The sequence below is a fragment of the Ruegeria sp. CL6 genome, from assembly GCF_056536465.1.
This window is the reverse complement of sequence record NZ_JBQFPR010000001.1, coordinates 286,497-309,340: the sequence shown is the minus strand read 5'-3', so window position 1 is coordinate 309,340 and position 22,844 is coordinate 286,497. Positions and strand designations below refer to the sequence as shown.

Annotated in this window: 19 protein-coding genes and 1 tRNA gene; 7 read left to right on the top strand and 13 right to left on the bottom strand. The window is 57.8% G+C overall.

Annotated elements, in window-relative coordinates:
* Positions 1 to 55: 55 nt before the first annotated feature.
* Positions 56 to 1,456 carry a glutamate--tRNA ligase gene (gene gltX / locus ACR0LH_RS01535; RefSeq protein WP_480719904.1) on the bottom strand — a complete coding sequence of 467 codons (1,401 nt, stop codon included), beginning with the start codon at positions 1,454 to 1,456 and terminating at the stop codon, positions 56 to 58.
* Between the two features lie 78 nt (positions 1,457 to 1,534).
* Between gltX and ACR0LH_RS01530 the strand changes: the two genes are divergently transcribed.
* Positions 1,535 to 3,571 (top strand): ComEC/Rec2 family competence protein, encoded by a 2,037-nt coding sequence (locus ACR0LH_RS01530; RefSeq protein ID WP_480719364.1) that lies wholly within the window; start codon positions 1,535 to 1,537, stop codon positions 3,569 to 3,571.
* Here ACR0LH_RS01530 and lexA read toward each other — a convergent pair.
* From lexA to ACR0LH_RS01500, 6 genes are all read right to left on the bottom strand, one after another.
* Positions 3,565 to 4,263 (bottom strand): transcriptional repressor LexA, encoded by a 699-nt coding sequence (gene lexA, locus ACR0LH_RS01525; protein ID WP_480719363.1) that lies wholly within the window; start codon positions 4,261 to 4,263, stop codon positions 3,565 to 3,567. The two genes, ACR0LH_RS01530 and lexA, sit on opposite strands and share 7 nt — an antisense overlap.
* A gap of 78 nt (positions 4,264 to 4,341) precedes the next feature.
* Positions 4,342 to 5,514, bottom strand: coding sequence for a molybdopterin molybdotransferase MoeA (locus ACR0LH_RS01520; RefSeq protein ID WP_480719362.1), 1,173 nt, complete (start codon positions 5,512 to 5,514; stop codon positions 4,342 to 4,344).
* A complete protein-coding gene (gene moaC, locus ACR0LH_RS01515) occupies positions 5,511 to 5,984 on the bottom strand; it encodes a cyclic pyranopterin monophosphate synthase MoaC (RefSeq protein WP_480719361.1) in 474 nt (157 codons plus the stop codon). Before moaC ends, ACR0LH_RS01520 begins: the two co-directional genes overlap by 4 nt.
* Positions 5,984 to 6,796 carry an indole-3-glycerol phosphate synthase TrpC gene (gene trpC / locus ACR0LH_RS01510; RefSeq protein ID WP_480719360.1) on the bottom strand — a complete coding sequence of 271 codons (813 nt, stop codon included), beginning with the start codon at positions 6,794 to 6,796 and terminating at the stop codon, positions 5,984 to 5,986. Before trpC ends, moaC begins: the two co-directional genes overlap by 1 nt.
* The gene (gene trpD / locus ACR0LH_RS01505; RefSeq protein WP_170551412.1) at positions 6,793 to 7,812 is read right to left on the bottom strand and encodes an anthranilate phosphoribosyltransferase; all 1,020 of its coding nucleotides are present in this window, start codon (positions 7,810 to 7,812) and stop codon (positions 6,793 to 6,795) included. The genes trpC and trpD overlap by 4 nt, the downstream gene beginning before the upstream one ends.
* Positions 7,809 to 8,390: an anthranilate synthase component II gene (locus ACR0LH_RS01500; RefSeq protein ID WP_480719359.1), complete on the bottom strand. Its 582-nt coding sequence runs from the start codon at positions 8,388 to 8,390 to the stop codon at positions 7,809 to 7,811. The genes trpD and ACR0LH_RS01500 overlap by 4 nt, the downstream gene beginning before the upstream one ends.
* A gap of 195 nt (positions 8,391 to 8,585) precedes the next feature.
* Here ACR0LH_RS01500 and ACR0LH_RS01495 point away from each other — a divergent pair, with 195 nt between their 5' ends.
* The gene (locus ACR0LH_RS01495; protein WP_480719358.1) at positions 8,586 to 10,001 is read left to right on the top strand and encodes a divergent polysaccharide deacetylase family protein; all 1,416 of its coding nucleotides are present in this window, start codon (positions 8,586 to 8,588) and stop codon (positions 9,999 to 10,001) included.
* Between the two features lie 35 nt (positions 10,002 to 10,036).
* On the opposite strand, the gene trpE is transcribed toward ACR0LH_RS01495, so the two are convergent.
* The 5 genes from trpE to fabI form a co-directional block, all read right to left on the bottom strand.
* Positions 10,037 to 11,548, bottom strand: coding sequence for an anthranilate synthase component I (trpE, locus tag ACR0LH_RS01490; protein ID WP_170481818.1), 1,512 nt, complete (start codon positions 11,546 to 11,548; stop codon positions 10,037 to 10,039).
* Between the two features lie 11 nt (positions 11,549 to 11,559).
* Positions 11,560 to 13,401: a peptidyl-prolyl cis-trans isomerase gene (locus ACR0LH_RS01485; RefSeq protein ID WP_480719357.1), complete on the bottom strand. Its 1,842-nt coding sequence runs from the start codon at positions 13,399 to 13,401 to the stop codon at positions 11,560 to 11,562.
* 82 nt (positions 13,402 to 13,483) lie between these two features.
* On the bottom strand, positions 13,484 to 14,659 hold the full coding sequence (locus ACR0LH_RS01480; protein WP_480719356.1) for an aminotransferase: 1,176 nt from the start codon (positions 14,657 to 14,659) through the stop codon (positions 13,484 to 13,486).
* Positions 14,660 to 14,704: 45 nt separating this feature from the next.
* Positions 14,705 to 15,214 carry a xanthine phosphoribosyltransferase gene (gpt, locus tag ACR0LH_RS01475; protein WP_170413262.1) on the bottom strand — a complete coding sequence of 170 codons (510 nt, stop codon included), beginning with the start codon at positions 15,212 to 15,214 and terminating at the stop codon, positions 14,705 to 14,707.
* A 4-nt stretch (positions 15,215 to 15,218) separates the two neighbouring features.
* Positions 15,219 to 16,025: an enoyl-ACP reductase FabI gene (gene fabI / locus ACR0LH_RS01470; RefSeq protein ID WP_170383192.1), complete on the bottom strand. Its 807-nt coding sequence runs from the start codon at positions 16,023 to 16,025 to the stop codon at positions 15,219 to 15,221.
* A 135-nt stretch (positions 16,026 to 16,160) separates the two neighbouring features.
* Here fabI and pdxH point away from each other — a divergent pair, with 135 nt between their 5' ends.
* The 4 genes from pdxH to ACR0LH_RS01450 all read left to right on the top strand — a co-directional run bounded on the left by pdxH (position 16,161) and on the right by ACR0LH_RS01450 (position 18,009).
* On the top strand, positions 16,161 to 16,766 hold the full coding sequence (pdxH, locus tag ACR0LH_RS01465; RefSeq protein WP_170481833.1) for a pyridoxamine 5'-phosphate oxidase: 606 nt from the start codon (positions 16,161 to 16,163) through the stop codon (positions 16,764 to 16,766).
* 121 nt (positions 16,767 to 16,887) lie between these two features.
* Entirely contained in the window at positions 16,888 to 17,415 is a 528-nt protein-coding gene (locus ACR0LH_RS01460; protein ID WP_170383197.1) for a cold shock domain-containing protein, read from the top strand.
* Between the two features lie 6 nt (positions 17,416 to 17,421).
* On the top strand, positions 17,422 to 17,889 hold the full coding sequence (locus ACR0LH_RS01455) for a DUF192 domain-containing protein (RefSeq protein ID WP_480719355.1): 468 nt from the start codon (positions 17,422 to 17,424) through the stop codon (positions 17,887 to 17,889).
* Between the two features lie 43 nt (positions 17,890 to 17,932).
* A tRNA-Pro gene (locus tag ACR0LH_RS01450) sits at positions 17,933 to 18,009 on the top strand.
* Positions 18,010 to 18,016: 7 nt separating this feature from the next.
* Here ACR0LH_RS01450 and ACR0LH_RS01445 read toward each other — a convergent pair.
* Entirely contained in the window at positions 18,017 to 18,466 is a 450-nt protein-coding gene (locus tag ACR0LH_RS01445) for a hypothetical protein (RefSeq protein ID WP_480719354.1), read from the bottom strand.
* A 520-nt stretch (positions 18,467 to 18,986) separates the two neighbouring features.
* Here ACR0LH_RS01445 and ACR0LH_RS01440 point away from each other — a divergent pair.
* A complete protein-coding gene (locus ACR0LH_RS01440) occupies positions 18,987 to 22,607 on the top strand; it encodes a vitamin B12-dependent ribonucleotide reductase (protein WP_480719353.1) in 3,621 nt (1,206 codons plus the stop codon).
* Positions 22,608 to 22,844: the final 237 nt, after the last annotated feature.

Here is a 22,844-nt window from a genome sequence, read left to right as displayed (position 1 = left end):
TGACGCGCAGTCCGGGTGTTAGCGGAGCAGCGTTACCCAAATGTTAAGCTTTGGTTTAACTCGCTGCGTCAGAAAGCCGTGCCAGGGTTTCATCGCGCCCCAACACAAGCATCATGTCAAAAACCGAAGGAGTTACAGCCCGACCAGCCAAAGCAGCCCGCAAGGGTCCAGCCAGCTTGCCGAACTTCAGCCCTTTCGCCTCTGCAAAAGAATTCAGGGCATCCTCCAGTTCGTTCCGCGACCAGCTAGCATTTTGCACATGCGGCGTCAATTCATTCAGTATACCATCGGATACAGAGGCGAGTGTTTTCGCTGCCTTCTCGTCTGGTTCAATGGGGCGGGATGTCAGTACAAAATGCGCTTTTTCAAGCAGTTCCGGGAATGTGCGCGCCCGATCCTTGAGGCAATACATCGCACGCTCCAGATCACCGGATTGTGTGTCCGTCAACGCAGGCAGTCCCGCCGCTTTCAGATAGGCTTGGATTTCCTGCCGCAGTGCGGCATCGTCGGCGATCGCAATGTGCTGACCGCAGAGATTTTCGAGCTTTTTCAAGTCAAAACGGGCAGGGCTCTTGCCGATTCCGTCCAGGTCGAACCACTCTTTCGCCTGTTCATCCGTGAAGAATTCGTCGTCGCCGTGGCTCCATCCCAGCCGGGCGAGGTAGTTGCGCATCCCGGCCGCCGGATATCCCATCGCCTGATATTCCTGAGCGCCCAATGCGCCGTGACGCTTTGACAGCTTTTTGCCGTCTGGCCCGTGGATCAGCGGAATATGCGCCCAGACGGGGATGTCCCAGCCCATTGCTTCGTAGATCATCATTTGGCGCGCAGCGTTGTTCAGGTGGTCGTCGCCGCGAATAACATGGGTCACGCCCATATCGTGATCGTCCACCACAACGGCCAGCATATAGACCGGAGAACCGTCCGAGCGCAGCAGGACCATGTCATCCAACTGGTCATTGCGAATTGTCACGTCCCCTTGCACCTGGTCTCGGATCACCGTCGAGCCATCCTGCGGTGCCTTGATGCGGATCACAAACGGAGCATCCGGGTGCGTTGAGGCATCAGCATCGCGCCAGGGGCTGCGGAACAGGGTGGACTTGCCCTCGGCCCTTGCCTGTTCACGGAAGGCCGCAATTTCTTCCTGTGTTGAAAAACACTTATACGCCTTGCCCTCGGCCAGCAGTTGATGCGCGACCTCTGCGTGGCGCTGTGCGCCTTCAAACTGGCTGATCACGTCGCCATCGTGATCAAGCCCCAGCCACTCCATACCCTGAAGGATGGCGGCTGTCGCTTCAGGGGTCGAGCGTTCCCTGTCCGTATCTTCGATCCGCAGCAGAAACTTGCCCCCGCGACCGCGCGCGAAAAGCCAGTTGAACAGAGCGGTGCGTGCGCCACCGATGTGCAAAAAGCCGGTGGGAGACGGGGCGAAACGGGTGACGACCTGATCAGACATTGTGTGGATTAACCTTTTGGTAACCGTGTCGGGCATAGATTGGCGCCTGTCTAACGAGCCGGAAGGACGGGGGCAACCATGCGTGTTCTGGCACGGGTCGAGACCGCGCTACTGAACCAGGCGGGCCAATTGTTTCAAGGGTCTCCGGTCTGTCTCGCCATTGGTATCGGGCTGTACTTTTCACTCCGCTTTGAACCGGGATGGCCGGTCTATGCCAGTTTTTTGGCTGCAATCGCGATCGCCTGCGCAATAGTTTGCAAGTGGCGGTCCGGCTGGGTGGCGCTGGTGATCGGTGGCGCACTGATTGCCACCGGATTCATTCTTGCGGGAGTGCGGGCCCATACCGTGGCCGCGCCGGTCTTGTCCTGGCGCTACTACGGCCCGATTGAAGGGCGGGTCGTGGCCATTGATCGGTCCGCGTCGGATGCTCTGCGGGTGACGCTGGACCAGGTGCGGCTAGAAGGCGTGGATGGCGACAGCCGACCGCAGCGCGCCCGGCTATCGCTGCATGGTGGAGATGTCGCGCTCGCGCCCGGACATAGGATCATGACGACCGGCCACCTGTCGCCGCCGCAAGGCCCGGTTGAGCCCGGAGGTTTCGATTTTCGCCGTCACGCATGGTTCCAGAGCCTTGGCGCGGTAGGCTACACACGCGTTCCGGTTCTGATTATTTCGCCGCAGGATGCCGAAGGCGTTCGCATAACGGCGTGGCGCATGTCGGTTTCCGAACATGTTCGCTCTCTCCTGTCCGGTGAGGTTGGGGGATTTGCCGCTGCTGTCACGACCGGTGACCGCAGTGGAATGGGGCATGAGACGTTGAGCACGTTGCGGGCGTCCAACCTTGCGCACTTGTTGGCAATTTCCGGCTTGCATATGGGGTTGCTGACAGGGTTCGTTTTTCTGACCTTCAGGATTGCGCTTTCCGCCCTGCCAATGATTGCCCTCAGATGGCCGGTGCGCAAACTTGCTGCGGTTGGAGCACTGATCGCCGCCGTCATTTACCTTATGTTGTCTGGCGGAAACGTCGCGACCGAACGCGCGTTCACAATGGCCAGTGTGATGCTGGTTGCAATACTGATCGACCGGCGCGCAATCTCTCTGCGCGCTGTCGCAGTGGCGGCATTGATCGTTCTGTCGCTACGGCCAGAAACCTTGCTGAGTCCGGGGTTTCAAATGTCCTTTGCGGCAACTACGGCACTGGTTGCGGTCTTTGGGGCGCTACGTGACTACGGCCCGTTGCCCGGACCAAAATGGTCAAAGCCTGTTACCGGATTGCTGATGTCTTCTGCCATCGCCGGGTTCGCGACAGCCCCGATCGGGGCGGCTCACTTCAATACAATTTCGCACTATGGGTTGCTGGCCAACATGCTGTCAGTTCCGATGATGGGAACGGTTGTAGTGCCGGCCGCAGTTGTTGCAGCCTTGCTCGCTCCATTTGGGCTTGAGATGCTGGCATTGGCCGTTATGGGACTGGGTCTTGAATGGATACTGGTGGTCGCGGATTGGGTGTCTGGCCTGGACGGAGCGCAGGGGCACGTGGTTAGCCCGCCCAGCTATGTCCTTCCCATGTTCGCGCTTGGTGCCTTGTGGCTGACGCTGTGGAGCGGTTCTGCAAGATGGGTCGGAGGTGTCGCTGTAGCCGTGGCTTTTCTGCTTTGGGGGCAGGGTCAGCGCCCTGACATATTAATCGCCGATTCAGGGGGCTTGGTTGGCGTAATGACGGATCAGGGCAGGGCGCTGAGCAAGAAGAAGGGCAGCGGGTTCATTGCAACGGTTTGGCTTGAGAATGACGGGGATGGCGCAAACCAAATCCAAGCTGCCGACCGTTGGCCGGGGGCCGAGTTAGTTCAGCGCCACTTTTGGAAAGGTACAGAAGTGGTTCATCTCACAGGAAAACGGGCCGCGCGCAACTTTGACGAATGCGAATCGAACCAAATCATAGTTTCCGCGGTGGCAGTTGACCTGTCGGGCGAATGCAGGATTTTCGATCCCGATAACCTAACGGAAACCGGCAGTCTTGCATTATCGGGGAACAAACTGACAAGCAGCAGGGATGAGATCGGCAGCAGGTTGTGGTCCCCACGACAGGGTGAGGGCCGCAAACGCTATCAATAACTACGGATCAAGCCGACCAAACGGCCTTGGACCTTCACCTTTTCCTCAGGCAGAACGCGGGTTTCATATGCCGGGTTAGCTGCTTCGAGTGCTATCGCATGCCCGCGACGGAAGAAACGTTTCAAAGTCGCCTCTTGATCCTCGACCAATGCGACGACGATGTCCCCGTTGTCGGCCACGGAGGATTCTCTGATCACCACGACGTCACCATCGTTGATACCTGCGTCAATCATCGAATCGCCGCGTACCTCAAGGGCATAATGCTCGCTCTTGCCGGACACCATAGTGCCGGGGACAGCGACGTGATGCGAGACATGGCTGATCGCCTCAATCGGAACGCCAGCAGCGATGCGGCCCATAACCGGTAGCTCCATCGCATTGGCGGTTACCGGTTCCAAGTTCGCAGGGCGTTGGCTTTTGGGCTTGTCACCCTCGATCACCCGAGGTTTGAACGCGACAGTTGGTTCCCCGCCAAGGCTTTCCGGCAGCTTCACAATTTCAATGGCTCGCGCCCGATGAGCCAGACGGCGGATAAATCCCCGTTCTTCCAGCGCGGTAATCAGGCGATGGATGCCTGACTTTGACCGCAGATCCAGCGCGGCCTTCATTTCATCAAAGCTGGGCGGAACTCCATCCGCCTGAACGCGTTTGTGGATGAATTCCAACAAATCCAACTGCTTTTTGGTCAGCATTGCTCATACCTCACCGATCATGCGTTTTATTTTGTTCTACGCATGTTCACGTTTTGTGTCAATGATTTTGAGATAGGATTAGATCGGTAGATACCAGACTTTGTCACCGGCAGGTCGCGCGGGATCATTGGGTTCTCGGACCAAAAGGGCGTTCGCGTCGGCCAAAACACTGAGAAGGGAACTGTCCTGATCTGCGCAGGCCCGTATGCCATTTTCATCCAGAACAGCCCGCATATAGTGCTCACGCGGACCATTTTCGGCGATAGGTTCGGTCAGTACAGCACGGCGGAACGCAGGTACGGCCTGTTCAAGTCCCAGCATCCGCTGAACCATCGGCACGAGAAACAAATAGCCGCAAACCATTGCACTTACAGGATTTCCCGGAAGCCCGACCATCGGCGTATTTCCCAAACGACCGGCCATCAGGGGTTTGCCGGGACGCATCCTGATTTTGTAGAAAGACCTCTCCATCCCCAATCCGGTCGAGGCTTTGGACACAAGGTCATAGTCTCCTACAGATGCCCCGCCGATCGTCACAACAAGATCGGCACCTTTCGCAAGGCCAAAGGCGGCTTCAAGGGACGCTATGGTATCTCGCGCAATTGGAAGAATCCGAACATCTGCTCCGGCTTTTTTAAGCAAGGCTTTGAGGCCAAAGGTATTTGAAGCGATAATTTGATCCGGTCCCGGTACCTCACCGGGCATCACAAGCTCATCTCCGGTGGAAATGAGAGCCACTGACGGTTTGCGCGCCACAAAAGCGGTTGCGACGTTCATCGCAGCCATAAGCGCCACGTCTTCCGGTCGAAGGATACGCGGCGCGGTAATTTTGGTGCCGACCTTGAAGTCCACTCCGGCGGGCCGAATGTTGTCCTTGGCTCCGGGCAGATCAGTGATCGTAATCAGGTCTCCTCGACGGTCTGTATCTTCTTGTATTACAACAAAATCAGCGCCATCCGGTATCGGTGCCCCGGTGAAGATCCGAACGGCATGACCCGCCCCGACGCGGCCTTCAAAGCGGCGCCCAGCCGAAGATTCCCCGACCACCTTGAACATGGCGTGCAGTTCCACTTCCGAGGACTTGACTGCGTACCCATCCATCGAAGAAGCTGCAAATGGGGGCTGATCCCGGGTGGCGGTCACATCCTCTATTAGAATACGTCCGGCGGCTTGTGCCAGTGGAACAGCTTCGCCCGGAAGTTTCGGGACGAGATCAAAAAGTAGCGCCCGTGCGTCCTCGACAGAAATCATGACGCCTCGTAACGTCCTGACTTGCCACCATCTTTCAAAAGGACTCGAATGCCGCCAATCTGCATGGCTTTGTCCACTGCTTTGGTCATGTCGTAGACTGTCAAAGCGGCGGTTGAGACCGCGGTCAGCGCCTCCATCTCAACGCCGGTTTGACCTGCAGTTTTGACGGTGGCCTCAATCTGGACACCCGGCAAGTCCGGGTCCAATGTCAACTCGACTGCGACCTTGGTGACCGGCAAAGGATGGCACAAGGGTATCAGGTCCGGTGTTTTCTTTGCTCCCATGATCCCCGCAAGGCGTGCGATCCCAAGAACGTCGCCCTTCTTGGCGCGGCCTTCGGAAATCAAATCAAAGGTTTCCTGCATCATCTTGATGTGACCGGCAGCGACAGCAACCCGGTCTGTCACAGTCTTGTCGGACACGTCCACCATGTGGGCCTGACCTTGTGCATCAAAGTGCGTCAGTGGCATCACATCACTCCGGGTATCAGAGGGTTCGCCAGTAGGTTTCGTGTGGCCGTGGCGACATCATCCTGCCTCATGAGGCTTTCACCAATCAGAAAGCACCGCGCGCCATATCTGGCAATGTCCGCCAGGTCAGCCGGCGTGCTCAGGCCGCTTTCGCATACGATCGTCCGGTCTGCGGGCACGAGTTTGGACAGCCGCCGTGTTGTGTCAAGAGTTGTCTCGAACGTCTTGAGATTGCGGTTGTTTATCCCAATCAGAGGGCTTTTCAGCTTGGTTGCGCGTTGCAGTTCCACCTCGTCATGGACCTCAATCAAAACGTCCATTCCCCAGTCAAAGGCAGTTTGTTCAAGCTCGGCCGCTTGTTCATCCTCGACTGAGGCCATGATGATCAGGATACAATCTGCGCCCAAAGCGCGGGCTTCGACAACCTGATACGGATCATACATGAAATCCTTGCGCAGCGCCGGCAGTGAGCAGGCCGCGCGTGCTTGGACCAGATACTCTTTTGCGCCTTGGAAACTGGGCGTGTCTGTCAGAACCGAAAGACAGGCCGCGCCTCCTTCTTCATATGCTTGCGCCAACTGAGGCGGGTTGAAATCCGCGCGTATCAGACCCTTTGACGGGCTGGCCTTTTTTACCTCGGCAATCAGTCCGTATCCTTGCCGCGCCGCTGATTGCAAAGCCTTGGAAAACCCGCGGACTTCGGGCGCTCCCTTCGCCTCACTTTCTAGTGTTTCCAAGGATTTGTGTGCTTTATCTGATGCAACTTCCTCGAGCTTGTAGGCTTTGATCTTGTCCAGAACCGTCTCGGTCATGCGGCCTCCTGAGTAATGCGGGCCAAGACCGCAATTTTTTCTTTAGCTTTCCCGCTGTCGATACTTTCGGCAGCCTTTGCCACGCCTTCCTTTAAGTCCCCGACCGCGTCTGCCACCACCAAGGCGGCTGCGGCGTTCAGCAATACGGCGTCGCGATAAGCTGATGGTGCACCGTCCAAAAGGGCGCGGAAAGCGACGGCGTTTTCCTCGGGTGTCCCACCCAGAATGTCTTCAAATGGATGCACGGGCAGCCCGGCATCCTCTGGATGCAATTCAACCTCTTTGACGACACCGTCTTCGAGTGAAGCAACCCAGCTTAGCCCTGTGATGGTCAATTCATCCGTTCCGTCGGAACCATGAACCAACCAAGCGTGTTCTGCCCCCAACAGCCCCAAGGTTTCGGCCATGGGGCGGATCAGCTCGCGGCTGAACGCACCCGTGAGTTGTCGCTTGACGCCTGCCGGGTTTGTAAGCGGACCCAGGATATTAAAGATGGTGCGTGTGCCAAGCTCTTGTCTGGTCGGCATGACATGGGCGATTGCCGGATGGTGCATCGGTGCCATCATAAAGCCAATACCGGCCTCTTTTATCGCCTTTTCAACGGTTTCCGGGCCAACCATAACGTTGATTCCCAATTGTCCAAGCGCGTCGGCGGCACCTGATTTAGAGCTGAGATTGCGGTTTCCGTGCTTGGCCACGGTCACGCCTGCGCCCGCGACGACAAAGGCGGTCGCGGTTGAGATGTTCAGGGTACCCTTGCCATCACCGCCCGTTCCGACAATGTCCATAGCCCCCGCCGGGGCTTTGACCGCATTGCACTTGGCGCGCATGACGGCCGCCGCGGCTGCGTATTCCTCAACGGTTTCTCCGCGAGTGCGCATGGCCATAAGCAGCCCACCAATTTGGCTGGGTGTGGCTGCGCCGTCAAAAAGTATGCCAAAGGCGTCTTCGGCCTCGGCGCGGGTCAGGGGCCGGTCGGCAGCGGCTCCGATCAGTGGTTTCAGAGCGTCGCTCATGCGGGGACTTTCATTTCGGACAGGAAGTTCTTGAGCAGGGCGTGGCCGTGCTCTGATGCAATGGATTCTGGGTGGAACTGAACACCGTGGATCGGCAGCTCCTTGTGTTGCAGGCCCATGATGGTGCCATCTTCAAGCTCAGCAGTGATTTCAAGGCAATCGGGCAGGGTGGCTCGGTCCACGATCAGCGAATGATAGCGGGTGGCTTCAAACGGAGACGGCAATCCAGCAAAAAGACCTTTGCCTGTGTGGTGCATCGTGCCCATTTTTCCGTGCACGATCTCGTGGCAGCGTGTGACTTTGCCCCCAAACGCTTGCCCGATTGTTTGATGCCCCAGACAAACTCCCATCAAAGGCGTACCGGTTTCGGCGGCAGCTTCGGTCAGAGCAAGGCAAATTCCGGACTGATCCGGGTCGCACGGCCCCGGGCTGAGAAGGATACCGGCGGGGTTCATCGCCATCGCTTCCTGAACATCCAGCGCGTCATTTCGGCGAATGACCATTTCGGCGCCAAGTTCGCCTAAATAATGGACGAGGTTGTAGGTAAACGAGTCGTAGTTGTCGATCAGCAGCAGCATTTGGGCACTTGTCTCGGATTGGGCATTTGGGACTGGCGATGCAGCCCCGAGCCGCGATATAATGTTCGCACATACATGTTCAGGCTTGCGAGGCAGCGTCAAGGGGACATCCCAATCTTGACGAGCCTGTAGGTGAGTGTCGCATGAGACGGCGCACAGGCGATCGAAGCAGGATTAAGACGAGAGGCAATTGTTATGGGCGGATTTGTGGGCGGACTGATCGCGGGCGCGGTCGTTGTGTTGCTGCTGGGTGCGGCCTTGTCCTTGAACACACCTTTGACCCGAAAGCCCGCCGTGGCTGAAGACGCTCCGACACCGGCACCCGTGGAAACGGTTGAAGGCAATTCGGATGTCTCCGAGCCCGTCTCGGATGCTGGATTGGTAAAGCTGCCCCCGCGTGAGGCGGAAGCGGCAGAGGAACAGGCAGACACGTTGGCTGGGCTGTCCGATGTTGAAACGGCGACGGATGCAGAGCCGCAGGTTAACGACATGGCTGCCCAGGTCGGTCAATCTCCGCAGCAGGCTGGCGGTACTGACGTGTCGATTTCGACAGAGGCTCCTATTGCCCCGCAAGCGCCAGCACCGCTGCCCGAGGCTCCTCTTGCAGAAGCAGATCCGATTGTGGCGGAAGACTCGCCTGAACCTCCCGCGCCTGTTGTTGAGGAGGTCGAGGTTGAGGCTGCTCCGGATGAGACAGAGGTCGCTGCGCTGGACGAGCAGGAAAACGAAGAAAAACCTTTCGAGGACAGTCCGATTGCGGTCGAAGGTGATGAAGATGTTCTTCCACGCAGCTTGCCCCGGATCGCCGCGGTGCCCCAGATCGGTGTGGAACAATCGCAGGATGCTCCAAATTCGATCGGCAAGAGGGTCGTGCCGTTAACCGAACGTGACAACGAGGCCGCCGCAACGACGACCGAAGGTGAACCGGTCGCCCCAGGAAAACCGATCGAAGCTTATGCCGCAGAGTTTGAAAACCCCGAGGCCAAGCCGCTGATGTCGATTATTCTGATTGACGATGAAGGCGCCTATGGTGCCGAGGCGCTGCAGGATTTCCCTTACCCGATAAGTTTTGCCATTAGCCCCACTGACCCGGACGCTGCCGACAAGATGGCCAAGCACCGCGCGGCGGGGTTTGAGGTTTTGGCCATGGCTGACTTGCCCAATGCAGCAAGCGCACAGGATGCCGAGGTTTCTTTGTCTGTTTGGCTGGACGTGCTTCCTGAAACAGTAGGTATTCTCGAAGGTGTCGAGACCGGAATTCAAGGCAACAGAAAATTGGCAGATCAGGTCGCCGCGATTGCGGGCGGCACGGGGCGCGGATTGATCACGCAGGATAACGGCCTGAACACGGTGCAGAAACTGGCCGCGCGCAACGGTATTCCGTCGGGTGTGATCTTTCGTGACATAGATGGTGCCCGTCAGGACCCCAAAATCATGCGGCGTTTTTTGGATCAGGCCGCATTTCGCGCCGGGCAGGAGGGAACCGTCGTCATGCTTGGCAGGTTGCGGCCCGACACGATCTCAGCCCTGCTTTTGTGGGGGCTGGAAGATCGCGGTGGCCGAGTCGCCATGGCACCGATTTCGGCAGTCATGATGCAAGAGGTTCAATAAGAGGTTGCGAGGCCAATCCCGGATTGGCCTCTCGCTTAGCTGTTTCCGCTGCCGGTAAATCGCGCGGCGTCTGCGGCTGCGCGCCTGATCGCGTTGGACTTGTGGACGGTCTCCATGAATTCAGCCTCGGGGTCGCTGTCGTAAACGACACCGCCGCCTGCTTGAATATACAGCTTGTGGTCCTTCACGATCGCCGTTCTCAGTGCGATGCACATATCCATGTCGCCGCCCGCGCTGAAATACCCCACGCCACCGCCGTAAATTCCACGCTTTTCAGGCTCTAGCTCGTCGATGATTTCCATCGCCCGAACTTTAGGCGCGCCCGAGACCGTGCCCGCCGGCATTCCGGCAAAAAACGCGTCCAACGCGTCTTTGTCGTCGGCCAGTTCTCCTACGACGTTGGATACGATGTGCATGACGTGGCTGTAGCGTTCGATGATGAATTCTTCTGTCGGACGCACCGTTCCGATCTTTGCGACGCGACCGGTATCGTTGCGGCCCAGATCCAGCAGCATCAGGTGTTCGGCAAGTTCTTTCTTGTCGGCCAGAAGATCCACCTCGTTGGCTTTGTCTTCCTCTGGAGTCGCTCCGCGCGGGCGGGTTCCGGCGATTGGACGGATCGTGACCTCATCCCCGAACACCCTCACCAGAATCTCGGGGCTGGCGCCGACAACCTGAAAGCCGCCGAAGTTGAAATAGAACATGAAGGGCGACGGGTTTGTGCGCCTCAAGGATCGGTAGAGCGCAAAGGGCGGCTGCGGGAAGTCCTGTGTCCAGCGTTGCGCCGGAACGACCTGAAAGATATCGCCAGCGCGGATATATTCCTTGGCCTTCTCAACGGCTTCCATGTAGCCGGACTTGGTAAAGTTGGATACCGGCGCGGCGACCTCGGACGCATCCCCCAGATCGCGTGTCTCAGCAGGCATGGCGCGTTCAAGATCGCGCACCGCGTCCATGACACGCTCTGCCGCTTGCGCGTAGGCAGCTTTTGCAGATTGTCCTTCGCTGACCCAAGCTGGCGACACGACGGTCACCTCGCCCTTTACGCCATCAAGCACTGCGACGACCGAAGGGCGCAGCATGACTGCATCCGGCAGGCCAAGCGGGTCGGGGTTCACGTCCGGCAGATACTCGACCAGACGAACCATGTCGTAGCCCAGATACCCAAACAATCCAGCAGCGGCCTGCGGCAGGTCGTCGGGCAGTGCGATCCGGCTTTCTGCCAGCAGCGCCCGCAGGTTGTCCATGGGGTTGCCGTCTTGCGGGGTGAACGATTCTGGGTCGAACCGGGCCGAGCGGTTCATGGCCGAGGTTTCGCCGTGGCATCGCCAGATCAGGTCGGGTTTCATACCAATGATCGAGTACCGTCCGCGGACTTCGCCGCCAGTCACCGATTCCAGCATGAACGCATCTTTTTGCGCACCGGTCAGCTTGAGCATCAGCGACACCGGAGTGTCCAGATCAGCGGCAAGACGCGTGTAAACGACCTGATTTTCACCCGCCTCATAAGCGCGTGCGAAGCTGTCGAAATCTGGGGTAAGGGCCATCTTGGGTCTCTTTAATAGCTCGCTTGCACGGCGTTCAGGGCACGCTGATCCACGACGGGGCGGGCACGTACCTGCGCGTCGCGGACATAAGCGTCGAAAATGTTCTGTGCCAGAGCTTGGTTCAACTGCGCGGCCAATGCTTCTTGCGCCTGACGCAGCTCGTCGGTTTCGTCCGGCGGCAACAGCTCATCCAGACGCACGATCAGGGCAGTTCCGGCGGCGGGAACAACGCGCATCTCGCCCGGCTCCATCTCAAAAACCTGTGTCATGAAGTCGGCAGGCACGTCATCCAGGAAGGCCGTGCGGGTAAGAGCATTTTCCACCCGGAACGGCAGGCCTGTAGCAGTGAAATCGCCGTCTTCCTTCAGTTGTTCAAGAACCACATTTGCCTGTTCCTCAAGGGCTTTGCCTGTTTCGGCCAAAGTCCAAGCCGCGGCCACACGTTCGCGGGCTGTGTCCAGAGGTTCAGGTCGGCGCGGCAGAACGTCGTTCAGACGCAATGCAAAGATCGAGCCGTCTTCCAGAAAAGCGACCTCGGGGAAGTCACCGTCCTGAACTGCTTCGGCGGCGGAACGGAAGCCTTCATAGGCCGCGACACCGTCTTCGCTTTGGCGTGTCCAGTCAATCTGGCCCAGCTCCATCTCGGTTTCTGCAACAAGTTCTTCCAAGGTGGCACCACCAGCCAGCAAGTCATTGATTTCCTCGGACTGCGCCTCGATCTGACGACGCGCGCGATCTGCGGCCAGTTCTTCGCGCAGGATCGGGGCGGCGTCTTCAAAGGAGGTGTTGTTTTCCGCAAGCGAGCCGTTGATGCGGAACAATGCAGGGCCGAACACCGTCGGCAATGGTCCGACGACTGTATCCAGCTCAGCCGCGAAAACGGCGTCGGCAGCACCTTCCAGATCCTCGCGGGTCACGTCGCCGAGGTCGATGTCGCTAAGCTCAAGCTCGTAGTCACGAACGAGTTGCTCAAAGGACGTTCCACCGACTTCTAGCTGCGCCATTGCGTCCTTGGCCTCTTGCTCGGACGGGAAAGGAAGGCGTTCGACCAGACGGCGTTCGGGTTGCAGGAATTCGGCCGAGCGCTGATCATACAGACGGCGAACAGAATCCTCGTCAACCTCAACACTGTCCAGCAGCATGTCAGGCGACAGGATCGCATAGGTCAGTTGCTTGGTGCGGGGCAGGGTGAACTGGTCAGAATTCTCATCATAGTATGCCTGCACTTGCGCGTCCGTAGGGGCGGCAACGGGCGTGGTCAGGGCATCAGGTGCCAGCGTAGCGACAGTAAAGCTGCGCCGCGCGCCGATGAAGTCTGTCAGAACATCGGTCAGGGTTTGCGGCATTTCAACACCACCCATGATCGCGCCCTGCACGATGGTACGGGCCGATTCCTTGCGCAGGTCGGTCTCGAACTCTGTGTCGGTCATGCCGACCTGTTCAAGCTGGAACTGATAGGCTTCGCGGTCGAACGTGCCATTCACACCCTGAAAGGCGGGAATGGCCAGAATTTCCTTCTGCAGGTTCTCATCACCGATTGAAATGCCCAGCAAACCAACTTCGTTGTCAAACGCGGCCAAAGCGGTCAGGCGGGACAGGGCGAGCTGATCCAAACCGAACTCAAGCGCCTGAGACATTTGCAGCGGTTGGCCGGTCTGATTTTCGACGGCGCGAATTTCACGCTGAAGCTCTCGCACATATTCGTTGACCGAGATATCCTCGTTGCCCACCTGCGCAACTGTCCGAACAGTCCCGGTAAGGCTGGTTGCCCCGAAACCGGCCAGACCCAGCATCAGAAGGCCCATCAATATCCAGACAAATGTCTTTGAAAGGTTTTTCATGCCTGCGGCCATTTTGCCCTCTTTGTGCTTTTTGGCAGGTTACTGCCCCGTCGGTTGCGGCCCTGAATACGACGCGCACCGCCGGGGGGCAAGCTCAGAAGGAAAGGGCTTGTAAACGATCGAACAGTTGACCCAGTCCGGCGCGATCCAGATTGGCGAATGCGATGCGCACTTGCCGTTTCCCGGCCGGGTCACCCTTGGGCATGAACATGGTGCCGGGCAGCAGCAGAACACCGGCCTCTGGCACCAGACGGCGGGCCAGCTCGTCTGACGGAATGTCGAACGGGTGCTCGAAATACGCGAAATAAGCCCCAAGCCCAAGCAGACGCCATCCTTTGCCGGTCAAAACAGGCAGCATCTCTTGAATGGCGGCGCGCCGGTCGAGAATTTCTTCTCTTTCACCCGCAAGCCATTCAGGAAGATTCTGCATTCCCCAAAGTGCCGCGAATTGACCGATCTGACCGGGGCAGATCGCAACGGTATCCAGAAACTTTTCGATCTCAGCCAGCAGCGCGACATCGGTGGCGATTGCCCCAACGCGGTGGCCGGTCAGCCGATAGGCTTTCGAGAAGGAATAAAGGTGAACCAGAGTGTTTTCCCACCCTGTCTGGCGAAACAGATCGTGCGGCGGTCCGCTGCGGCTGTCAAAGTCACGATAGGTTTCGTCCACGATCAACCGGATACCCGCGTCGCGACACAATTCGTAGAACGCCAACACCAGATCGGCGGGGTATTCGACGCCGCCCGGATTGTTGGGGGTAACCAGCGCGATTGCCCGGTTCTTGTCCGTCAGCAACGCTCGGGCCGCATGAGGATCGGGCAGAAGATTGTCGCCGGTCGGTAAGTCGACGGCACGCACGCCAGCCATGTCCAACCACATTTTGTGGTTGAAATACCAAGGGGTTGGCAGGATCACCTCATCGCTTTGATCAGTGATCGCTGAAATCACGGCCGAGAATGCCTGATTGCACCCCGAGGTTATTGCGACCTGATCCGAGCGAACCGTTGCATCGTAATGTGCGCTGATCTGGGCGGCCAGTTCATCGCGCAGGTCAGAGTTCCCCAGCACGGGTCCATAAAGATGAGCCGAATCCTCGGAAATCGCGAATTCCGCCATGGCCTGCCGCAGAGCCAGCGGCGGGGGATCAACCGGAGCCGCCTGACTGACGTTGATCAGCGGGCGGTCCTCCGGGAAGTCCACACCGTCCAGCCAGCGTCGCGCCTCCATCACCGGTGGCGCGAAGGTTGAGGCAGTGCGTGTCCGGGTCATCTGTATTCTCTGACTATAGAAAGAATCGGCGTTTAGGCGTCAGGGTCAGTCGGTACCGCGATAGGGTTCGACATATTGCAGTGCCATGTCCCACGGGAAGAAAATCCACGTGTCCTGGCTGACCTCAGTGATGAAGGTATCCACCATTGGCCGGCCCTTGGGTTTGGCGTAGACGGTTGCAAAATGGGCGTTGGGATACATCGCGCGCACCAGCTCCAGCGTTTTTCCGCTGTCGACAAGATCGTCGATGATCAGAACGCCGGTTCCGTCGCCCATTAGATCCGCGTCCGGAGCCTTGAGAACCTCGGCTTCGCCCTGTTCCTGATGGTGGTAGGACCGCACGCTGATTGTATCAACGGTCCGAATGTCCAGCTCGCGGCTGACAATCATCGCTGGGGCCATGCCGCCACGCGTGATGGCAACAACAGCGCGCCATGCACCGTCGTCCGGGCCTTGCCCATCCAGACGCCAGGCCAATGCACGGGAATCGCGATGAATCTGATCCCAGCTTATGTGAAAGCCCTTTTCGTGGGGCAGGCGGTCCTTGGCACTCATGCTGTTAACCCTTCTCAACGTCTGGTGCGTCGACGGCTTTCATGCCGACGATGTGATAGCCCGAATCGACGTGCAGGTTTTCACCAGTCACGCCACTGCTCAGGTCAGACAACAGGTACAGGGCAGACTTGCCCACATCGTCGATTGTCACGTTGCGGCGCAGGGGCGAGTTATATTCGTTCCACTTCATGATATAGCGGAAGTCGCCAATCCCGCTGGCGGCCAGTGTCTTGATAGGACCAGCCGAGATCGAGTTGACCCGGATACCGTCCTTGCCAAGGTCTTCGGCCAGATACTTAACCGAGGCTTCCAACGCAGCCTTTGCGACACCCATGACGTTGTAATGCGGCATCACCTGTTCGGCACCGTAATACGTCAACGTGATGGCGCTGCCGCCCTCAGACATCATCTTCTCGGCGCGCTGCATGACGGCTGTGAAGGAATAGACCGATACGTCCATTGTCAGCTTGAAATTCGCGCGCGATGTATCGACATAGCGACCGCGTAGTTCGTTCTTGTCCGAAAATCCGATGGCGTGAACGATGAAGTCCAGCTTGCCCCATTTTTCAGAAAGTGCCGTGAAAAGTCCGTCGATCGACTCTTCATCACTGACGTCGCAGGGCAGGACGATTTCGCTGCCGAGTTGCGCCGCCAAGGGGTCGACGCGTTTTTTCAGCGCATCCCCCTGATAGGAAAAAGCCAGCTCTGCTCCAGCTTCTGACAATGCACGGGCGATTCCCCAAGCGATTGATTTATCATTGGCCAGTCCCATGATGAGGCCGCGCTTGCCGGCCATCAACTGATTTGACATGTTCGGTTCTCCGCCTGTCTTCGCGTCATGTTGGGATGGTTTATGCCATTGGATGCGTTGCATCAAGGCCGTGTGCTCTTGCCCGTGGCGGGTTCTCGCCCTACTGTGGTCAACAATAGTTTCCAGGGGATGGAAATGAGCGAAAGAGACGGCATTTTCGCCGGCGCCGATCCGTTTATTATCGCGGCGCGGTGGCTGGAAGAGGCCAGGGACAGTGAACCGAATGATCCCAACGCGATTGCCCTGGCGACCGTGGACGTTGATGGTTTGCCCAATGTGCGGATGGTTCTGCTGAAAGAGATCGAGCAGAACGCATTTGTTTTCTACACCAACTATGAAAGTGCGAAAGCTGCCGAACTTGATAGCGCCGGCAAAGCCGCTTTTGTGATGCATTGGAAATCTTTGCGGCGTCAAATTCGAGTTCGTGGTACAATAACTCGGGAAAGTGGGCCGCAAGCCGATGAATATTATGCGTCTCGCTCTTTGAAAAGCCGGTTGGGAGCTTGGGCGTCAAAACAGTCTCAGCCCCTCAGCAGCCGCTCGGCCCTGATGGCCGAGGTTGCCAAGGTAACGGCGAAAATGGGGCCGAATCCTCCGCGTCCGCCGTTCTGGGGTGGGTATCGGTTGGAGCCGACCGAGATCGAGTTTTGGGCGGACGGAGCGTTTCGACTGCACGACCGGTTCCAATGGCGGCGAGAGCGCGCAGGTTCGTCTTGGCAAATACAAAGGTTGAATCCATGACGTTCGCGTGCCGAGAAATGCAAAACACCGAGAATAAAGGATTTTTTCGGCTTGAAATTGTGGGTCATTCCCATACACATCGGACCCTTAACGAAGTGCTAAAACTCTCGATGGAAACACCGTGCCAGAAGACTTGAACAGCATGTACCGCGTTCGTGGACACGTAAAATGGTTCGACCCCGCAAAGGGGTATGGATTCGTTGTGTCTGACGATGGCGGCCCGGACATTCTGCTGCACGTGAATGTTTTGCGTAATTTTGGCCAAAGCTCTGTGGCCGATGGTGCGGGCATCGAGATTATGACTCACCGCACCGATCGCGGCGTGCAGGCGGTTGAGGTGATCAGCGTTGATCCTCCGGTACGTACAGACACGATGATGCTTGCGGATTTTGCAGAGCTGGACCCTGTCGTTATCGCGCAGGCTCCGCTTGAAGCAGCGCGCGTCAAGTGGTTCGACAAGGGCAAGGGCTTTGGGTTTGCCAATGTCTTTGGTCGAGGCGAAGACGTGTTCCTGCATATCGAGGTTCTTCGCCGATCCGGGCTGGCCGATCTGCAGCCGGGCGAAGCGTTGGCGATGCGCGTGATCGATGGCAAGCGTGGACGCATGGCGGCGCAGGTGCTCGCCTGGGAAGCGGCGCTGGACGACTAATCCGACATGATCAGAGTTCTCACGGTTCTTGCGGTTTTCACTTTGCTTTGGACCGAAGGGGCGTTGGCGGCGTGCAGCGCGGATCGCGTAAATCTGCGAAATGAAAAGTCGCAGGTCAGTTTTGAAGTCGAACTGGCAGTGACACCGAAAGAACGGTCGCGCGGGTTGATGTTTCGAGAATCACTTCCGCCGCGGTCGGGCATGTTGTTTGTATTCGACCCGCCTCAACCAGTTGCGTTCTGGATGAAGAACACGCTGATTCCGCTCGACATGATATTTCTGGACCGAGTCGGCACAGTGATTCACGTTCACAGCCACGCAGTCCCCGGCGATCTCACACCGATTGGAGGCGGAGATTCGGTGTATGCCGTGCTGGAAATCAACGCTGGCCTTGCTGACCGCTACCTGATCACACCGGGAACTCTGATGCAGCACGAAGTTTTTTCGCACGGGCCCGCAATTTGGCCTTGTTAGGGCTTTTCAAATCGGAAAGGCATCGTTAGGAAGGCGCACGGTCCGGGGCGTGGCGCAGTCTGGTAGCGCACCTGTTTTGGGTACAGGGGGTCGTAGGTTCGAATCCTGCCGCCCCGACCACTTCTTCTTACAATGCTGGTGATCCACCCATTGCCTGGTAGAGCGCGGACAGCGCTTTATCCAGCGTTTGGCTTTCCACGGGCACTTGGACGGACGGTCCGGTTCGTTGCGGAACGCTAAAGTACAAATCGGCATCCACGCGATAGCCTGTGGTGTTCTTAGTCGATGTCAGTCGCATGACGCTTTTGGGAAGGTCTTGAGGATAGCCGTCGTAGTTGAGAATCAAATAGGCGGTGGTGTCTGGCGGTAGAAGTTCAGAGCATTCAAAAACCCGATTCCCTACGCGGCTAAATTCCTCTCCGGGGCCGTCACACCCGATCTCAAAGGTGTCGAACAAACGTTGAGGGTAGCTTTGGAATTGGGCACTGCGTGTGGGGCGGGGTACATCTTGTGGTGTGCAGGCCACTATTAACAGCAGCACTGGAAACAAGCGAAGCGACAACATCAGATTCGGCACCCCATTTCCATCACACCGCATATTGTGACCGCTTCTGCTTGCTGCATCGGTCCTGCTTTGATTCTGTTTCAGCTTAGTTACCTTAGCGCAGGATTATCAATTGCTGATAACCGCGTGCGCAAACACAGTTAATTGTTCTGACCCCGGGCCGCTGAAAAGACCGGGCGCCGTGGATGAAACTGTGGAGGAATCATGCGCAGCGCCTCGCGGGGCGTTTATTGACAGCGGGTCAACAAAAAAGATTTCAAAAATGACTGAAAAATGACGTTGACCTTCTATGGGTGAATACGCCAGATTGTATGGGCCGAAGGTGGTGCCACTAAATCTGGTAGTAAAGCCAAAGTATGGCACAGGGCGAGGGTCGGAAAGCACATCATACTAACGTGCAACCGTTAGGACGGGTTTGCGTTGTCGAAGACAGCGCCCGGGCTATTGCGCCCTAAATTTCGGGCAAGGTCGAGGGTCCAATGTTCTGGACCTGATGCCAAATGAACAAGTGATTGAATCTAGGGCGGCGGACATGAAGATTGACAGAAAATTCACCAAATCGGGACAGGATGCTTACGCAGATCTGGACTTCGTGTCGGCCACTTCTGAGATTCGGAACCCGGATGGGACCATCGTTTTCCGGCTGGACAATATTGAAGTTCCAGCAAGCTGGAGCCAGGTCGCAAGCGACGTCATCGCGCAGAAGTATTTCCGCAAGGCGGGTGTTCCGTCCAAGCTGAAAAAGGTCAAAGAGAAAGACGTTCCCGAATTCCTGTGGCGCTCGGTGCCTGCCGATGGCGCGGAATTCGACGGAGAGACGTCTTCCAAGCAAGTGTTCGATCGTCTGGCCGGTGCCTGGGCCTATTGGGGCTGGAAGGGCGGCTATTTCTCGACCGAGGAAGACGCGCGCTCATACTTTGACGAGATGCGCTATATGCTGGCGACCCAGCGCGCCGCGCCGAACTCGCCGCAGTGGTTCAACACCGGCCTGCACTGGGCTTATGGTATCGACGGTCCCGCGCAGGGGCACCACTATGTCGATTACAAAACCGGCAAGCTGACCAAATCGAAATCCGCTTACGAACATCCGCAGCCGCACGCGTGCTTCATCCAGTCCGTCGATGATGATCTGGTGAACGAAGGCGGCATTATGGATCTTTGGGTGCGCGAGGCGCGCCTGTTCAAATACGGCTCGGGCACCGGGACCAACTTCAGCCATCTGCGTGCAGAGGGCGAAGCGCTGTCGGGTGGCGGCAAGTCCTCGGGTCTTATGGGCTTTCTCAAGATCGGCGACCGCGCCGCTGGCGCGATCAAATCAGGCGGGACAACCCGTCGAGCAGCAAAGATGGTGATCGTCGATGCAGATCACCCGGACATCGAGCAATTCATCGAATGGAAGGTGATCGAAGAGCAGAAGGTGGCCTCGATTGTTGCCGGATCGAAGATGCACGAGAAGATGCTGAACGGCATTTTCGAGGCCATCCGCAGCTGGGACGGTGCGCAGGATGATGCGTATGATCCCAATAAGAATGAAAGCCTGAAGAAAGCGGTTCGCGAGGCTAAAAAGGTTGCGATCCCCGAGACTTATATCAAGCGCGTGCTGGATTACGCCAAACAGGGTCACGACAGCATCGAATTCCCGACCTACGACACGGACTGGGATTCGGAAGCGTACAGCTCGGTCTCGGGCCAGAACTCAAACAACTCGATCCGTGTGACCAACACGTTCCTGACCGCCGTTGAAAAAGATGCCGATTGGCAGCTTATCAACCGCACCGATGGTAAGGTCGCTAAGACCGTCAAAGCGCGCGATCTTTGGGAAAAGGTTGGCCATGCGGCATGGGCCTGCGCTGATCCGGGCATCCAGTTCCATGATACAGTGAACGAATGGCACACATGCCCCGAAGACGGCGAGATTCGCGGCTCGAACCCGTGCTCGGAGTACATGTTCCTGGACGACACGGCCTGTAACCTGGCGTCGATGAACCTGCTGACCTTCCTCAAGGATGGTGAGTTCCAGGCGGCGGATTACATGCACGCCTCGCGTCTGTGGACCCTGACGCTGGAAATCTCGGTGACCATGGCGCAGTTCCCGTCGAAGGAAATCGCGCAGCTTTCTTATGACTTCCGCACGCTGGGTCTGGGTTATGCCAATATCGGCGGTCTGCTGATGAATATGGGCTACAGCTATGACTCGGACGAAGGGCGGGCGATCTGTGGTGCGCTGACCGCGATCATGACGGGTGTCGCCTATGCGACCTCGGCTGAGATTGCGGGTGAACTAGGGCCGTTCAAGGGGTACGAACGGAACGCGGATCACATGCTGCGCGTCATCCGCAACCACCGCCGCGCGTCGCAGGGTGTGACCGAAGGTTATGAGAAACTGGCAGTAAAGCCGGTGCCTTTGGATCATGGCAACTGCCCCGACAAGCGTCTGATCGATCTGGCTATGTCAGCCTGGGATGAGGCGCTGCGCCTGGGTGAAAAGAACGGCTACCGCAACGCGCAGGCCACCGTGATCGCGCCGACCGGCACCATCGGTCTGGTGATGGATTGCGACACCACGGGGATCGAGCCAGACTTTGCTCTGGTCAAGTTCAAGAAGCTGGCCGGTGGCGGTTACTTCAAGATTATCAACCGTTCGGTGCCGTCGGCGCTGGAAAAGCTGGGCTATTCCTCGTCGCAGATCGAAGAGATCGTGGGTTATGCGGTCGGTCACGGCACCATCGGCAACGCGCCGGGGATCAACCACACCTCGCTGACTGGTCACGGGTTCGGTCCGAATGAGTTGGCCAAGGTGGATGCCGCGCTGGAAAGCGCCTTCGACATCCGGTTTGTCTTCAACCAGTGGACGCTGGGTGAGGATTTCTGCACGGGCGTTCTGGGCATCCCCGCGACCAAGCTGAATGACCCGACCTTCGACCTGCTGCGCCACCTTGGGTTCACTAAGGCGGATATCGATGCAGCCAATGACCACGTCTGTGGAACCATGACGCTGGAAGGCGCGCCGCACCTGAAAGAGGAACACTATTCGATCTTCGACTGCGCGAACCCGTGCGGCAAGAAAGGCAAGCGTTTCCTGGGAGTTGATAGCCACATCACCATGATGGCGGCAGCGCAGAGCTTTATCTCGGGTGCGATCAGCAAAACGATCAACATGCCGAATGACGCGACCATTGAGGACTGCCAGAAGGCTTACGAACTGTCGTGGTCGCTGGGTGTGAAGGCCAACGCGCTGTATCGCGATGGCTCGAAACTGTCGCAACCTCTGGCGGCGGCGCTGGTCGAGGATGATGACGAGGCGGCCGAAGTTCTGGAAAGCGGCTCGCCGCAGGAAAAAGCCACCGTGCTGGCCGAGAAGGTCATTGAGAAGGTGGTCGTCAAGGAAGTCATCCGCAGCCATCGTGAAAAGCTGCCGCATCGCCGCAAAGGCTACACTCAGAAAGCGATTGTAGGTGGGCACAAGGTTTACCTGCGGACCGGTGAGTTTGAAGACGGACAGTTGGGTGAAATTTTCATCGACATGCACAAGGAAGGCGCTGGCTTCCGGGCGATGATGAACAACTTTGCCATCGCGGTGTCGGTCGGCCTGCAATACGGTGTACCGCTGGAGGAGTTCGTGGACGCCTTCACTTTCACCAAGTTTGAACCGGCAGGGATGGTGCAAGGCAACGACTCGATCAAGAACGCGACGTCGATCCTTGATTACATCTTCCGCGAACTGGCCGTCAGCTATCTGGACCGCACCGATCTGGCCCACGTGAAGCCCGAAGGCGCTACATTCGACGATCTGGGCCGCGGCGAGGAAGAAGGTGTCTCGAACGTCTCGGAGGTCACTGAAACTGCGGCTTCCAAGTCACTGGAAGTGCTGAAACAAATCAGCTCGACCGGGTATCTGCGCAAGCGGTTGCCGCAAGACTTGGTCGTGTTCAATGGTGGTCAGCCCGAGGTGAATGGCATGGCCGAAAGCGCGACCACGTTTGAGGCCCCGGTCACAGAAACCGCAGTGGCAACCAGCATGGACGCTCGCACTAAAGCCAAGATGCAGGGCTATGAGGGCGATCCTTGCGGCGAGTGCGGAAATTACACGTTGGTGCGGAACGGCACATGCATGAAATGCAACACCTGCGGGGCAACAAGCGGGTGTAGCTAAGGCAAGCGCCCCGGCAATGGGGCGTAGGGACCGTGATCTTCCCCCCGGATATCCGGTCCCGACGAATACGGAGAAAGGCACTGAGACTTACCTAAGCTGCCTTGTTCCACTCGGTCGACATGCCCGTGTCGACCGGGAACAGGGTGGGGCGGAATATTGCTCTTTCCCACTCTTTCACGGGACGGGTGCGCTCGTCCCATGCGCAGTCCAGGCCGCAGGCAAAAAAATCACCGGGCG